Origin of the sequence: Leptolyngbya sp. CCNP1308 (assembly GCF_034932455.1) — a bacterium.
In the GTDB taxonomy this organism is placed as follows: Bacteria; Cyanobacteriota; Cyanobacteriia; order Phormidesmidales; family Phormidesmidaceae; genus Nodosilinea.
This window is the reverse complement of sequence record NZ_JAYGIH010000122.1, coordinates 1-13,893: the sequence shown is the minus strand read 5'-3', so window position 1 is coordinate 13,893 and position 13,893 is coordinate 1. Positions and strand designations below refer to the sequence as shown.

Annotated in this window: 13 protein-coding genes; 6 read left to right on the top strand and 7 right to left on the bottom strand. The window is 58.5% G+C overall.

Translation table 11 applies throughout. The features are described from left to right. Positions 1-122: 122 nt before the first annotated feature. The 3 genes from VB780_RS31065 to VB780_RS31055 form a co-directional block, all read right to left on the bottom strand. Complete coding sequence (locus VB780_RS31065; protein WP_323355068.1) at positions 123-476, bottom strand: phosphate-starvation-inducible PsiE family protein; 354 nt, start codon at positions 474-476, stop codon at positions 123-125. A gap of 13 nt (positions 477-489) precedes the next feature. Next, on the bottom strand, positions 490-2,724 hold the full coding sequence (locus VB780_RS31060) for a nitrate reductase (RefSeq protein ID WP_323355067.1): 2,235 nt from the start codon (positions 2,722-2,724) through the stop codon (positions 490-492). A 333-nt stretch (positions 2,725-3,057) separates the two neighbouring features. After that, on the bottom strand, positions 3,058-4,659 hold the full coding sequence (locus VB780_RS31055; protein WP_323355066.1) for a ferredoxin--nitrite reductase: 1,602 nt from the start codon (positions 4,657-4,659) through the stop codon (positions 3,058-3,060). Between the two features lie 336 nt (positions 4,660-4,995). Here VB780_RS31055 and VB780_RS31050 point away from each other — a divergent pair, with 336 nt between their 5' ends. From VB780_RS31050 to VB780_RS31040, 3 genes are all read left to right on the top strand, one after another. After that, positions 4,996-6,099, top strand: coding sequence for a HEAT repeat domain-containing protein (locus VB780_RS31050; protein WP_323355065.1), 1,104 nt, complete (start codon positions 4,996-4,998; stop codon positions 6,097-6,099). A gap of 237 nt (positions 6,100-6,336) precedes the next feature. After that, complete coding sequence (locus VB780_RS31045) at positions 6,337-7,281, top strand: LysR family transcriptional regulator (RefSeq protein ID WP_323355064.1); 945 nt, start codon at positions 6,337-6,339, stop codon at positions 7,279-7,281. Positions 7,282-7,327: 46 nt separating this feature from the next. Beyond that, positions 7,328-8,398 (top strand): anthranilate phosphoribosyltransferase family protein, encoded by a 1,071-nt coding sequence (locus tag VB780_RS31040; RefSeq protein WP_323355063.1) that lies wholly within the window; start codon positions 7,328-7,330, stop codon positions 8,396-8,398. Between the two features lie 54 nt (positions 8,399-8,452). Here VB780_RS31040 and VB780_RS31035 read toward each other — a convergent pair whose 3' ends face one another. Together VB780_RS31035 and VB780_RS31030 are read right to left on the bottom strand one after the other, a co-directional pair. Next, positions 8,453-9,133: a Rho termination factor N-terminal domain-containing protein gene (locus VB780_RS31035; protein ID WP_323355062.1), complete on the bottom strand. Its 681-nt coding sequence runs from the start codon at positions 9,131-9,133 to the stop codon at positions 8,453-8,455. Further along, on the bottom strand, positions 9,133-10,473 hold the full coding sequence (locus tag VB780_RS31030) for a ParA family protein (RefSeq protein ID WP_323355061.1): 1,341 nt from the start codon (positions 10,471-10,473) through the stop codon (positions 9,133-9,135). The genes VB780_RS31035 and VB780_RS31030 overlap by 1 nt, the downstream gene beginning before the upstream one ends. A 9-nt stretch (positions 10,474-10,482) precedes the next feature. Between VB780_RS31030 and VB780_RS31025 the strand changes: the two genes are divergently transcribed. Both VB780_RS31025 and VB780_RS31020 read left to right on the top strand, forming a co-directional pair. Further along, positions 10,483-10,863: a hypothetical protein gene (locus tag VB780_RS31025; RefSeq protein ID WP_323355060.1), complete on the top strand. Its 381-nt coding sequence runs from the start codon at positions 10,483-10,485 to the stop codon at positions 10,861-10,863. 187 nt (positions 10,864-11,050) lie between these two features. Continuing rightward, positions 11,051-12,178, top strand: a complete 1,128-nt coding sequence (locus VB780_RS31020) for an S-layer homology domain-containing protein (RefSeq protein WP_323355059.1) — start codon at positions 11,051-11,053, stop codon at positions 12,176-12,178. Between the two features lie 60 nt (positions 12,179-12,238). Here the strand turns inward: VB780_RS31020 and VB780_RS31015 are convergent, their stop codons facing one another. After that, positions 12,239-12,910, bottom strand: coding sequence for a MarC family protein (locus VB780_RS31015; RefSeq protein WP_323355058.1), 672 nt, complete (start codon positions 12,908-12,910; stop codon positions 12,239-12,241). Between the two features lie 104 nt (positions 12,911-13,014). Between VB780_RS31015 and VB780_RS31010 the strand changes: the two genes are divergently transcribed. Next, positions 13,015-13,665, top strand: a complete 651-nt coding sequence (locus tag VB780_RS31010; protein WP_323355057.1) for a TraX family protein — start codon at positions 13,015-13,017, stop codon at positions 13,663-13,665. Between the two features lie 31 nt (positions 13,666-13,696). Here the strand turns inward: VB780_RS31010 and VB780_RS31005 are convergent. Next, positions 13,697-13,893: transposase (locus VB780_RS31005; protein WP_323354428.1), on the bottom strand; the 197-nt coding region annotated here is incomplete at its 5' end.

Genomic DNA, 13,893 nt, shown 5'->3' with positions numbered 1-13,893 from the left:
TTGGAGATGTCGTGAGACCCACAAGTTGGACAGGTCATCTCGATTGTCATGGAGCCTACTCCCTCAGAATCTAGGAATACGTCGGCGTTACCTTATTTCCCTCTATCCTTTACGTTAATCCACTACCGAATAATGAACTTCCGGCCCACCGCCGTCAGGGCCGTGGCGATCACCAGCTCGACCTGCACTACGTGTTTTCGGATGTAGGCGGTGATATTTTCTAAAATCTCCAAGGCGATCAGCACGGTTAAAAAGAGGCCAAAGATATCGATTACGGTCTGGCCCAAAAACTCGCCGGGGGCAGTGGTAAAAATGGCGCGAATCAACACCACGGCCAGATCAAACACGATCGCCAGAATAACGATCACCATACCTAGGGAAAGCGCCTTCGAGACGCTGCCTTCAAACTGGTGCAGGCGACTTAAAAAGGTGTCGTTTTCAAGTTGCTTAATCAACCGTCTGGCCCAGTTTGCCATCGCTGCTAGCTGCTTAGGAGGTGGGTGCTGCTGAGAGAATAGACGATTCTGTAGCCTTGGGTAAAGTTTCGGCGGCGACAGTTGCCGTTTCGGGTCGCTTTAGCGGCACGACCTGCACCGCGCAGGCTTTGAGTTCGGGCTGGCCTGAGATCGGGCAGACGACTGGGTGAGTCAGGGCATTGCACTCGGCCTCTTCGGCCCACAGGCTGCCCCAGTGCATGGGCACGAACAGGGTGCCCCGGCGAATATTTTGGGTGACCAGCAGCGGCAGGAGGGCAGCGCCTCGGGGCGATCGCACCTCCACCCATTCTCCCCCCTGCACCTCGAGCTGCTGGGCATCGCGGGGGTTGATCTCTAGAAACGGGGCCGGGTGCATTTTCTGAATTTTTTCGATCCGTCCGGTGCGGGTCTGGGTGTGCCAGTGGCCGTAGAGCCGCCCGGTAGTCAGCACAAAGGGATACTGGTCGTCGGGGGGTTCGGCTAGGCCGTTGGAGTGCAGGGCGGCAAAGCGGGCGCGGCCATCGCCAGTGTTGAAGATGCCTCGGGTGTAGAGGCGCTTGTCGTGGCGGGTGGCGGCGGTGGCGGTGGTTTCAGGGTCGGGGCAGGGCCACTGAATCGGACCAAGATCTCCCAGGCGATCGTGGCTGATGCCGGTAATGTCGCAGGGCTGCCCCCGGGTGATGGCCGCAAATTCGCGGTAGACTTCGGCGCTGGTGGCAAAGTCAAACTGGTCAGCAAAGCCCAGGCGACGGCCCACCTCGGCAAAGATCTCCCAGTCGGGGCGGGCCTCGCCGGGAGGGGGACGAAAGGCGGCGCAGAGGGTGATCACCCGTTCAGAATTGGTCATGGTGCCGGTCTTTTCGCCCCACTGGGCGGCGGGCAGCAGCAGGTGGGCAAACTCTGCGGTTTCAGTAGGGTAGTAGGCGTCTTGGTAGACGGTAAAGGGTGACTGGCGCAGAGCCGCCTTGGTGCGGTTGAGATCGGGCAGGCTGACCGCCGGGTTAGTGGCGGCAATCCACAGCAGGCCCACTCGCCGGTGCTCTAGGGCCAGCATCATTTCGCCTACTGAGAGGCCCGGTGTCGGGGAGATCTGCCCGGCGGGCAGCCCCCAGAATTCTTCCACCTGGCGGCGGTGGTCGGCATTTTTCACCAGGCGGTAGCCCGGCAGAATGTGGGAGAGCCCCCCAGCCTCACGCCCGCCCATGGCGTTGGGCTGCCCGGTCAACGAAAACGGCCCCGCCCCCGGTCGGCCCACGTTGCCGGTCATCAGGTGGAGGTTGATCAGCGACCTGACCTTCGCCGTCCCCTCCGACGACTGGTTTAGCCCCATCGACCACAGCGACAGCACGGCCTTGGCCTGAGACCAGGTGCGGGCGGCGGTTTCGAGGTCGGCCAGGGCAATGCCGCAGCGATCGGCCACTAGCTCAGGCTCGTAGTGGCGCAATACCTCGGTGTAGGCGGCAAAGCCCTGGGTACAGCCGTCAATAAACTCGGGGTCGAGGGCACCCCAGCGCAGCAGCAGGTGGCCGATGCCGTTGAGCAGGGTGATGTCACTGCCGGGGCGAATCGCCAGGTGCAGGTCGGCGGCCTTAGCGGTGTCGGTGCGGCGGGGGTCAACCACGATCAGCTTGACGTGGCCGTTGCGCTTGTGGTGTTTCTTCAGCCGGTTGAACACAATTGGGTGGCACTCGGCGGCGTTGGTGCCGATCAAAAAGGCGCAGTCGGTGGCTTCTAGGTCGGCGTAGCAGCAGGGAGGGCCGTCGCTGCCAAAACTCTGAATATAGCCTGCCACCGCCGACGACATGCACAGCCGCGAGTTAGCGTCAAAGTTGTTGGTGCCCAGGCAGCCCTTCACCAGCTTTTGGGCCACGTAGTAGTCTTCGGTCTGAAACTGCCCCGAGCCATAGACGCAGAGGCCGTCTGGCCCTATTTCCTGGCGCACGGTTTGAATGCGGCTGACGATCGCATCCAGCGCCACCTCCCACGACACTCGCTGGAAGGGCTCGTCGAGGGAGGCCCGCAGCATCGGGTACTTGAGCCGATCGCGATCGAGGGATTCGGCCACGGTGGCTCCCTTGACGCACACCATGCCCTGGCTGGAGGGATGGGCGCGATCGCCCCGCGTCTGCCACAGCGGATTTCCCTGGGCGTCGCGGTTCGTGGGCTTATGGGGCTGGGCCGGAGGTAAGACTTCCAGGCCGCAACCCACGCCGCAGTAAGGACACAAGGTTTTAGCCGGATCGGTCATAGGGGGTAGGGGGTGGATGGGTAGGGGCAGACCTGGGTGTCTGCCCTAATTTTGGATTGGCGATTTTGGATTTTGGAGCCGTCGTAACTGGGGACCTGGGGAGCAAAAAGAGTTGCATTTTCCCCCTTTCTAAGGGGGGCTACCGAGGGAATCTCCTACGGCAAATCCTGGGGGATCAGTTCGGATCTCAAGCACACCTCATTTCAAAAACATTCAAAACCACAAGGTTGTGAAAACCTAATATTTGCTCTCGCCACCGGGCTGTGGACTGTGCTACGTTTGCCTCAAATGCAAACTGTGTGTCCTGGGGCCGTCGGCCCACAGGACATTTTTCTAGTCCGCCGTCACCATCACGCCATTCACGCCGTTGTGGACTTCAGCGGTGCCTCTGGGCTGGGCACCGAAGTTTTCGATCAGCAGCGATCGCAGCACCCCGTGCAGTTCATCACAGGGAATGCCCTGCTGCACTTTCTCACCCAGGTGGGCCTCTTTGCCCACCTTGCCGCCCATAAAAATATCCACTCCCTCCACGGTTTTGCCGTCTTTGCGCACCTTGGTGCCCATCAGGCCAATGTCGGCCACCTGGGGTTGCCCGCAGGAGTTAGGGCAGCCCGTCCAGTGAATCCGCACCGGCTGGGTCAGGGACAGTTCTTCATCGAGGGCCAGGGCCAGGGCCAGGGCGCGCTGCTTGGTTTCCACTAGGGCAAAGTTGCAGAATTGCGCCCCGGTACAAGAGACCAGCGATCGCGTTAGGGCCGAGGGGGCGATCGAGAATTTCTCCAGCAGCGGCTCCTCTAGCAGCACCGCCAGCCGTGAGTCAGGCACGTTCGGCAGAATCACATTCTGCTCTACCGTCAGCCGCAGTTCGCCGCTGCCGTAGACCTCCGCCAGGCGGGCCAGGTTAAACAGGTCGCTGGCCGTTAACCGTCCCACCGGCACATGCAGCCCCACGTAGTTGAGCCCCACCTGCTTTTGAGGGTAGACGCCAATGTGGTCGCGCTTGTCCCAGTCCATCTCATCGTTGGGGGCGGCAGACAGCAGCGGCTGACCGTAGGCAGTCTCCACGGCGGTGCGGAACCGATCTAGGCCCCACTCATCGATCAGCCACATCAGCCGGGCTTTCTGCCGATTTACCCGAGGGCCGTGGTCGCGGTACACCTCCAGAATGGCGCGGCACAGCTCTACCACGCTGTCGTCGGGCGGCACCCAGGCGTTGAGCGGGATGGCGGCCTCACAGCGGCGGGCCGAGAAAAAGCCCCCTACCACCACGTTAAAGCCCAGCACGCCCTCCCGGTAAGCGGGCACGAAGGCGATGTCGTTGATCTCGGCGTGGATAGAGTTGTCGCGCCCGCCCTCGATCGCAATGTTGAACTTGCGGGGCAGGTTGGTAAAAGACGGGTTGCCCTCGCCATTGGCCGTGATCATGTCCTGCACCTTCATCACCAGGCCCTGGGTGTCGATCAGCTCGTCGGCATCTAGCCCTGAGACTGGCGAACCGGTGATGTTGCGCACGTTGTCCATGCCCGACTGAATGGAGGTCAGGCCCGCCGCGTGCATGCGGCGAAAAATATCGGGGATATCTTCGAGCAAAATACCCCGCAGCTGAAGGTTTTGCCGAGTTGTAATGTCGGCGCTGCCATCTTCGCCGTAGCGCTGAATGATCTCCGCCAGGGTGCGGGCCTTGTAGCCGCTGAGCAGCCCGTTGGGCAGTCGCAGCCGCAGCATGAATTTGCCCGGTGTTACGGGGCGAAAGAAAATGCCCAGCCATTTGAGCCGGTGGGTGAGGTCGGTGTCGTCTACGGCTTCCCACCCCAGCTGGGCAAACTGCTCTAGCTCGTGCTTGACCAGCAGCCCGTCTTTCTCGGCCTTAAACTGTTCAAACTTGTTGAGTTTGGCTTTGGCCGTCGTGTTGGCCGTGTCGATGGAAGTGGTCACAGGCACACCGTTGTAGCAAGACGTTTACCGACGCATCCCCTTAGTTGAGGAAAGTTTCCCAGGCTCCCCCCAGGCGCTACTGCCTCGATCGCTACAGAACGACCGGGCCAGCCTGGGGTTAGGTGTGGCTAGCCTAGAACCGCTCTAGGGAGGCTTTTGTATAGACTCATACGTTTTGCCCAGCACCATGCAGGCTCCGCAAGAGGCGGCTGCGCGAACTGCATAGTCAACGCTTGGGAAACTTAGGTTCAGGCCCTATGGTGGAGGTGGCCAGGGCCAAAGCCGAAGCCGATTCCTGAGCCTGCGCCAGATCCCAGAGCCAACCAGGAGCGTTCTGTGTCCTCTTTTGATGAATTTGCAGTTTCATCCCCTACGGCGGTAAGCCGGGCCACGGTGGCGCAGCTCTGCGCCGGAGACTTTCACGATCGCTGGGAGCAGTCGCGCCAGGTCGCTAACCTGGGCGATGCGGCCTTGGGCGATCTGTTGGCCATTCTCCAAAATAGCGAGTGCGATTGGGAGGCCCGCTGGTTTGCGGCCCGCGCCCTGGGGGAGTTTGACCGCCCCGAGGTGATTGCCGCCCTGGTCAAAGCCTTTGCCACTGCGCCCGATGAAGACCTGCGCCAGGCGATGGCGGCAGCCCTGACTCAGATTGGCCCCTCGGCGATCGCCGCCCTCGGCGAGCAGCTGGCCCAACCCACCCTGCGGCCCCTGGCGGTGCAGGCCCTGGCCCGCATTCACCACCCCGCCACCATTCCTCTGCTGAAGCTGGCGATGGATGACGGGCGATCGCCCGTGCGAGCCACCGCCCTCGATGCCCTCAGCGCCTTTGCCGACCCCACCCTGTTGCCGATAGTGCAGCGGAGTCTGGGCGATCCGGCGGCGGCGGTGCGGGCAGCGGCCATTCGCGGGCTGCTGGGGATGCGCGCGCGCCTGCCGGTTCAACAGCTGATCGACACCCTTTCCCCGCTGCTGGGCGACGAGGATGAGCGGGTTGTCCAACAGGCTGCCTACGCCCTGGGGCGACTGTCCCACGGGGCGGCGGCAGCGCCGCTGCTGCACTTGCTGCAAGCCCCCGACAGCCCTGAAACGCGGCAAGTTTTTGCCGTGCAGGCTCTGACCTGGCAGAACACCGCCCCGGCCCTAGGGGGCCTAATTCAGGCCTGGGATCGGTTGGAGCCTCCCGCTCGGCTGGCCCTGGTGCAGGGCATGGCGGCGGTCGCCCCCGATCATCGTCCCCTGGCGACATCAGCCCTGGCGAGCTGGCTGCGATCGCTGCCCCCCACGGCTGACAACAGCGCCCTGCGCCGCCACCTGGTGTTGTCCCTGGGGCAAATGGGTGAGCCCGCCCTGGAGCTCGAGCTGCGATCGCTGCTCCACGACCCCGACCCCGGCGTACAGCTCCACGCCGAAGCGGCCCTCCGGCAGCTGCAATCCCAATAGCGCAGATTCACCTGCCGGATTCTGGCGCGTTAAAGAATCGAGAATTCTAGGGTAAATGTCTGCTGCGTCAGCCTTGGGGCGGTCTATCCAGCCCCAAGGCCCAGGGTTTTACAGTCAGAATCCCCGTTTCCCAAGCTGGGACCGCAACTTTTGATACCAAGTGCGGGGGTACGATCTGCTAATCAAGACAAGGGCAACCTAACAGAACCTCATCGGGGCGTTCGGCCCAGTCGTGGTTTGGATAACCTGTCAAGAATGCGCATAGAGCAGCTCCAGGCATTTTTATCGGTGGCCGAGACCGGCAGCTTTCAGGCGGCGGCGCAGCAGTGCGCGGTGACGCAGTCTACCGTCAGCCGTCAGGTGCAGGCCCTGGAGGCCGAGCTGGATGCGCCCCTGTTTCATCGCGGGGCCCAGGCCAAACTGACGGTGGCGGGGGAGCGGCTGCTGCCCAAGGCGCGGCGCATTGCCCAAGACTGGATGCAGGTCTCAAAGGATATTGCCGACCTGATGGCCGGTAAGCAGCCCGAGCTGTGCGTGGCGGCGATTCAGTCGGTGTGCGCCACGGTGCTGCCGCCGGTGCTCCAGCAGTTTTGCGCCGAATATCCCCAGGTGCAGCTGCGGGTGACGGCCCTGGGCAGCGATCGCTCCCTCAAGGTGCTGCGCGACGGCCTGGTAGATCTGGCCATTGTGATGGATAACCCCCGCCTCACCACCCAGCCCGAAATGGTGGTCACGCCCCTGTTTACCGAACCCATTGAGGTGCTGATGGCGGCCAACCACGACCTGGCCTGCCAGCCCGCGATCTCCTGGGAGATGCTGGCCCGGTTTCCGCAGATTATTTTCAAAGATGGCTACGGTATGGCGCGGCTGGTGCAGCAGCAGTTTCAAGACCGGGGCGAGGTGTTTAACCCGGCGATGGAGCTAAATACCCTGGATGCCTTTCGCGGCGTGATTCGTCAGGGCAATTTTCTCGCCCTGCTGCCCCAGTCGGCCCTGGCCGACTGCCGCGACGACCCCACCCTGGCGGTGCGCCCCACCGAAGCGCCAGTGCTGACCCGCTCGGTGGTGCTGGTGACTACCCGCGATCGCCTGGTGATTCCCCCCATTCAGCGGTTTCACGATTTGGTGCAGAGCCTGGCCACCCCCGCCCGCCCCAGACCCGCAGCGGTGTCTTACAGTTAGGTAATCATCCTTTACGAACCCCTCTTCCCCAGGGTCAGCAGTCTCTATGAGCCATGAGTTTCGGGATTTGCTCAAGCAGGTCGGCAGCGGCAGCCACACCTCTAGGCCGCTGACCCGCGCCGAAGCCGAAGCCGCCACCCGCATGATGCTCACCCAAACAGCCACCCCGGCTCAGATTGGGGCGTTTATGATTGCCCACCGCATCAAACGCCCCACCGCTGAAGAGCTGGCGGGCACGCTGGATGCCTACGAAAAGCTGGGGCCGACTATGCCAGCAATTGCGGATGGCCGCCGCGCCCTGGTGCTGAGCTGCCCCTACGACGGGCGATCGCGCACCGCTCCGGTCACCCCAATCACTGCCCTGGTGCTGGCGGCGGCGGGGGTGCCGGTGGTGATGCACGGGGGCGATCGCATGCCCACCAAAGAAGGCATTCCCCTAGTTGAACTGTGGGGCCAGCTGGGCGTTGACCTGCGCCCCCACAGCCTAGAGCAGGCCCACACCCTGCTCAACCGCACCGGCATTGGCTTTGTCTACCTGCCCCAGCACTTTCCGCTGGCCCACGGGCTGGTACCCTACCGCGAGCAGATCGGCAAACGCCCTCCCTTCGCCACCGTCGAGCTGCTGTGGTCGCCCTATGCTGGCCCCCACACCCTGGTGATGGGCTTTGTGCACCCGCCCACCGAGGAGTTTGCCAAGGGCACCTTTGCCCTGCGCGGCCAAACCGACTGGGTTACGGTCAAGGGGCTAGAGGGTAGTTGTGACCTGGCGCGGGGCAGGACGGCGATCGTGGGGGTAAACCATCCGGGGCAGACCGATCGCCTGCTGCTGCACCCCCGCGACTACGGCCTTGAGGGTGACGATGTGGAATTGGGCGATGAGGGGACGCTGGGCGATCGCCTGCTCGATATCCTCTCCGGCAACCCTTCAGAGCTGGCCAAAACCGCCCTCTGGAATGCCGGGTTTTACCTCTGGCAAGGGGAGACAGCTGACTCACTGGAGACGGGGCTGGCCCAAGCCCAGGAGATCATCGCCACAGGCGGCGCAATGGCCAAGCTAAATGAATTGCGGCTCCAGGCCGCCAGCTTGACTCAACCGTTGGCCTATAGCCACAGTTAGTTCAGCGGGGTGAGCAGTGCAAATCACCAGAGAGAATGGTTTTCAAACATGACCTCAAGCGGCGGCTAGCAACTCCACCAAATCAGCCTTTTTGAGCTTAGACAGGCCTTTGACATCGCGCTTTTTGGCCATGTCTTTGAGCTGTTGAGTGGTCAGAGTCTCCAGAATCTTGCGGTCTGTAATCACCTCTGGCATCGGCTCAGGCGTCAGATAAAACACTTCTTCTAGCGCTTTGAGTTTTTTGCCGCCTGTGACCCGACAGCCCAGTTTTGTAATCGGCTGCAAGTTTTTCCAGTACTGCCGAGGCGCTTCATCGAGACGAGCTACCAGGGAAGCATGGCTGACCCCTTTTAAGGGCGTAGCAGGCTGGCGCAGCACATAGTCTACTGCCGCAGAAATTTCCTCACGGCTAGCGATAGAAAGGTTGGTTTTAGGCAAAACCTCCTGTGCTAACGAGCGAGAAATTGAAACAGTTTCCGGCAAATCATCGGCAATGATGCACCAAACTTCAGACAGCCCAGCCTCAGCCGCTACAGCATAAACAAAGCTATTGCCAATCACCTGGTATTGATCGGGGGCAGTTTCTTTGACAATCACCGGAATCCAGTTTCGTCCCTCTGGCCCTAGCTGGTTAGCTGCCGATTGAATTAGGTATTCATGCACATCGGTAGGCTCACCCGGCTCAATTTCATCGAAGGGAAGGCACATCAGGTTGCCAACATCTGAAAAGCTCATTAGAGAAAATACTCCTTAACAAGGTTTTGGTATTGCTCACGGGCAGGCTTAAATGCAAAAGCAGCGGGCATATGCATAAAATCAGCCCTCGGGATAAACGCCATATAGGGAACGCTGACCATATCCAAGTTCTTTTGACCCTTACAGTATTTTGGATAGAAGTAGTGAGTTAGGTCAAAACCCGTTTCGCTTTTAGATTTGACAATTATTTTCTTGATAGCATTATGCATTAATGCGACCTGAAAAGGTGCGGATCTTGTGGGTGTGTTGTTCATAAAAATAGGCAGCACAATAGGGCCGGACTCTTGTACTGCTCGTCGCTTCTCTCGCATTTCTGGAATGAACTGAGTAATTGCTGTGCTGGCGTTCTGGAGAGAGTGGAGGTTGTCATGGCGTGCTGGAATTAGCACCACATCGGCAGCGTAGATTGCTTTTTGGGCGAATAAACGCCAGTTGGGCGGAGAATCGATCAAGATATAGTCATAATCACTTTTGAGAGGTTCGAGAGCCTTGTGCAGATCATGCAGCTTTACAACCTGCCTCAGCTTCGCCTCATCCAGTTCCCCAGAAAATGCTTCATCGGCCGCAATAACGTCAAAGCCCAAGGGCTCTTTCAGAGACGGATGCTCTAGCTTATAGGGAGTGATGATATCTCTGATGTCTGCCTCTTTGCTTTTTAGAACGCCCAAAACTTTATTTTTCAGAGGCGATAGATTGAGGGCATCGCCAAGATCGCTTTGGTTGTGATCAAAATCAATTACTAAAACCTTCTTTTTATATAGCGTTAAGGTTGCGGCAAGGTTGATAGTTGTAGTTGTTTTGCCTACACCACCCTTATTATTGTATAGCGCAATAGTTAGCGCTTTGGGCGGACTTTCTATATGTTGTCTAAGGAGTTTGACAACCTGCTTCAGGTTTCCTTCAAGGGATAGACAAGAGGTGACTGGGTGAACAATTTTTCCATGTTTCCGAAAAAGTTGAACGTGAAGGGAGTTCATGATCAACCCCCACTTCACTGATTTGGAAGACGGGGCAAGCAAATATCTTTTTAATTGAAGAACGGTATTGCGATAGTCGGGATAACCTTCTCCTGAAAGATTTGCAGGCCTACCTTTGACCTCCATATAAAGATAGGGATCTTTTTGAGTGTGGAGAAAAACATCATCCTCGGTATTCTTGCGCGCTGCTTGGTCAACGGCCCAGTTTCTAATCTTAAATTTAGGCACGATTTCTTCATCACTAAAGCCCAGCGCATTGAGGAAAGGCTTAGAGAAAATAGATTCGACAACAGCCTCGGCTGCATCTGGAGGCAGCGATTTAAATGCTTGTTCTAGGCTCATGGTTATCTTATGGGCTTTACTCTAGTCGTACCGAATGCAACTGAAGGCATCCGTAAATTTTCTGTTGATTTCATCGAAGCTTTATTCAATGCAGCAGACAATATGGCTGTTCATTATCTTTCAGCCCTGCCAGATCCGCATATTCAACATGCCCAACTGGCCGCGATCGCCATTAGCTATTTTTGTCAATTATTTTTGGTGGAATGCCAAGGTTTACTGTCGCTGGTTCCCTCCTATGGGCAACAAGATCAACCTGGCATTCGCTGCCACAGATCAAGAGAAAACTCAGTTGACAGGAGCATTCTCGATCAAGTAGCGGAAAAATCTCCGATAAAGGCAAAATTTCGCCGTTTATCAAAGAATTGTAAAGGTTGCATAGACTTTCCATAAAGTGCCTCTGGCCCTGCAACATCAGGGTTTTCGGCCCGTCATGGAAACTCAGCAATGAGGAGCATTGTGATTTCGACCGATGGGGCGGGCAGACTGCGGGAGTCGCCTAGTTATAGGCGGCACTACGGAAGTGTCTATCTACCTCATCACCATTACACTTCAAAGACTCTACGGGGAATGAACGAGAATGACTCAAACTAACTGGGCTAAGCTACTGCGCTTGGCACCGCTTTCGGCGATTTTGGCTACCTTGACCGTCGGCAGTGGGGCCGCGATCGCCCTAGCCGCCGAAGGCCCTATCCAAAATTTCAACTGGCTCAAAGACGAGGCCCTGCTCGACCAGGCCCTCGATGCGGCCCACACCAAAGACGACGACGATGACGATGACGATGACGACGACGACGTAGAATCGGGCGAAGTCATCTACCAGCGCCGCACCACGACCACGACGACCACCACCGTCAACCAGGTCAGCTTTAGCGACATTTCCACCAACTACTGGGCCAGCGACTTTGTCTATCGCCTCTCGGCGATCAAAGTGGTCAGCGGCTTTCCGGGCGGTAACTTCTTACCGAGCAACAATCTCACCAAAGCTCAGTACGCGGCCATGGTTGTCCAGGCTTTTGATCGGCCTGCGACTCGTCAAACGGTGACCTTGCGCAATGTTTCTAGCAGCTACTGGGCCTACAGCGCCATCCAAAAAGCCTACTCCATGGGCTTTTTAGATATCTCCAACGGGCTGTTTGACACCAACGGCACCATGACCCGCCTCGACATGCTGGTGATGCTGGCGCAGGGACTCAACATTACCGAAGTCACCTCGGGGCAGTCAGTCGATAGCCTGTTGAGTATCTTCAGCGACGCCAGCCAAATTCCCAGCGAGTATCGCGTTGTCATCGCGGCCCTGGTCGAGCGCGGCATTTTGGTGAACTATCCCACCATCACTGAGCTGAATTTGTTTGAAACGGTCTCGCGTTCTGAGGCCTGTAGCTTTGTCTACCAGGCCCTCGCCTACATGGGCAAGGTCGAAACCATCGAGTCGGCCTACATCGTCAACAACAGCAACTTCTCTAGCCTGAGCGAAACCGTCACCGTCACCGAAACCACCACCACCGAAACCAACTTCGGTGGCATGGACGACGATGATGATGACGGCGACGACGATGACGACGACGATGATGACGACGACGATGATGGCCGCAGACAGAACTGCAACCAGGGCATTGGCAATGGTGCCGAGGGCTGCGACCCGGGTAACTCCCGCCCCCACGGCGGCAGCAATGACGAGGGTGGTCGCACCCCCGGCAATCGCTAATCTGCGTTATCTGTCCTGATGAGTGTTATAAGACGCCCTTCGGGGCGTCTTTTTTTGCGCCTAAGACTCAGGGGTTGGGGTGTCGATGCCAAAGGCTTGGGCAGGGGGAAGCTGGAGCAGGCTCAGCAACCCATCCAGCATGTACTGTACGGCCAGAGCCGCTAGCAGCACCCCCAGCACGCGGGTCACCACGTTGATGCCAATTTGGCCCAACACCTTAGCCAAAGGCCGCGACAGCAGCAAAAACAGATAGCACAGCAGCAACACCACCGCTGCCGCCGCCAGCACTACGCTCAAGCCCAGGTAATAGTTAGCTGACTCCCGCGACAGCACCAAAATACTGGCCAAACTGCCCGGCCCCGCAATCAGCGGAATCGCCAAAGGGAAGACGCTGACGTCTTGCTTGGTGCCCGCTTCTTGCACTTCGGCTTCAGTCTCGCGCTCTTGGTGAACAAAGATCATGTCGAGGGCGATCTTAAACAGCAAAAACCCCGCCGCAATTTGAAAGGCTTGCAAGCTAATGCCCAGGTTGTGCAGCACGTAGGCTCCGGTAAGCCCAAAGGCTAAAAGAATGCCCGCCGACACCACCACGGCTCGCGTGGCGATCTGGGTTTGCTCGGTTTCGGTGCGATCGCTCACCAGGGCCAAATACAAGGGCGCTAGCCCCACCGGGTCAATGACCACAAACAGCGTCAAAAAGGCTTTGGCAAACAGCGGCAGAACAATGGGCATAGGGTCGCTTGAGAGACTGCCTCAAATCTACCGCTGTTCTGAGCAAACGGTCGCACCACCCTGTGTTAGATCAAAGATACAGATTACCGGCAGGATTCCCACTTTTGCAGTCACGACGCAGCGCCCTCTCTAAAGGATTGACCAGCTACCACATCAAGGTTTTAGCGGCGGTGACCATGCTGGTGGATCATATTGGCGTGGTGTTTTTCCCCGAGGCGATCGCGTTTCGCATCATTGGACGCCTCAGCTTTCCGCTGTTTGTCTGGCTGCTGGTGCAGGGCGAAGCCCACACCCGAGACGCAGGGCGCTACGGCCTCAGGCTGGCGATCTTGGGCGTGGTGACGCAGCCCATCTATCAGGCGACCTTCAGCACGACCGAGCTAAACATCTTGTTTCAGCTGCTAATAGGGTTGGTTTGCCTGCGGTTTGCCCGCAGTTTTCCCCGGCTCCAGATCCCTGTGTGGTTGGGGGCGGCTGTGTTAACGGAGCTGGGCAACGTGGGCTACGGCAGCTACGGCATCGGTCTGATCGTACTCACCCGCTACTTTCGCCCCAATCTGCCGTGGGCGTTGGCCTGGGTGGGGCTGCACCTGGTCGAGGCCTGGTGGTATGGGCCATTTCAGCTGCCTGCCCTAGTAGTCCCTCTCTTATTCTGGCTGGCCAATGGAGAGCGAGGTGCCAAAGCGCGATGGTTCTACGCTTTCTACCCAGGCCATCTGGCTTTGCTGTGGCTAATTTGGCAAGGTTTGAATTGACGGAATGGAGATATAGCTATAGCCACTTAGGTTAGGACGCTGCTTGCTTGAGGACGGCCTCAATGGCAGCCCGCAAGCCATGTTCATGGGGAAGGGCTTTTCGAATCCGGCTTTTCAACCACCCCCAGCACTTTTCAATGCGATTGAGGTCAGGAGAATACGGTGGAAGATAAACCACTTCACAACCTGCCGATTCAATCAACTCGGCAATGCGTCCACCATGGTGAA